Genomic DNA, 721 nt, shown 5'->3' on the forward strand with positions numbered 1-721 from the left:
CCCCCGCCCCTCGCCCAGCCGCCGGCTGGCCCGCGCCGCGCTCGGCGGCAAGCGGGTCGGCGGCCTCGTCGAGCTGCTCGGCGTCGCCCTGCTGGTCGCCGGCACGGTCGCCGGCTCCGTCGCCGTGCTCGCCCTCGGCTGGCTCACCTGCTACTGGTCCCCCCGGCTCAGCCGCCGCGAGGCCCAGTGGGCCACCTTCGGCATGCCGGCCGCCGTGGCCGGCGCCTACCTCCTCTGGCTCCTCGGCCGCGCCGGCGGCTACTGGGGCGAGCTCCTCGCCGAAGGCGAGGCGGAGGAACTGCTGGCCGACCACTGGCCATGGCTGCTGAGGGCTGCCGCCCTGGCCAGCGCCGCCTTCCTCCTCTACCGCGCCCGCCGCCGGCCAGCTGCGCCCTCGACGTAGACCGCAGGCCCCGCTGCGCGCTTGGCGTGGGCCATGGCGCTGGCGCGCGGCCCGCAGGGCCCGGGTCACCGGCGGCTTCGCCGCCCGGTGCGTTGTTGCGCTGGCGCGCGGCTTGCAGGGGCCGTGCCGCGCCCACCCACCCTCCGGGCGGGTCGTCGCGCGGCAGGGGCCGCGTGGCCCGGCGGCGAAGCCGCCGCAGAGTGCGGTGGCGGTGCGGCGCCCCCAGGCGCGCAGCGCGCCAAAAGGGGTGGGCGGGGGAAAAACCGGCGCGAGGCGCCGGTGCGGCCCCGCAGGGCCGGCGCGGGACCGCCGCCGCAC

At 80.4% G+C, this 721-nt stretch carries 1 pseudogene; it reads left to right on the forward strand.

Annotated features, from left to right (window positions below):
* Positions 1-403: pseudogene (locus tag E1265_RS37730) on the forward strand (hypothetical protein); the annotation flags it as partial.
* Between the last annotated feature and the right edge of the window lie 318 nt (positions 404-721).

Origin of the sequence: Streptomyces sp. 8K308 (assembly GCF_004348315.1) — a bacterium.
Lineage (GTDB): Bacteria > Actinomycetota > Actinomycetes > Streptomycetales > Streptomycetaceae > Streptomyces.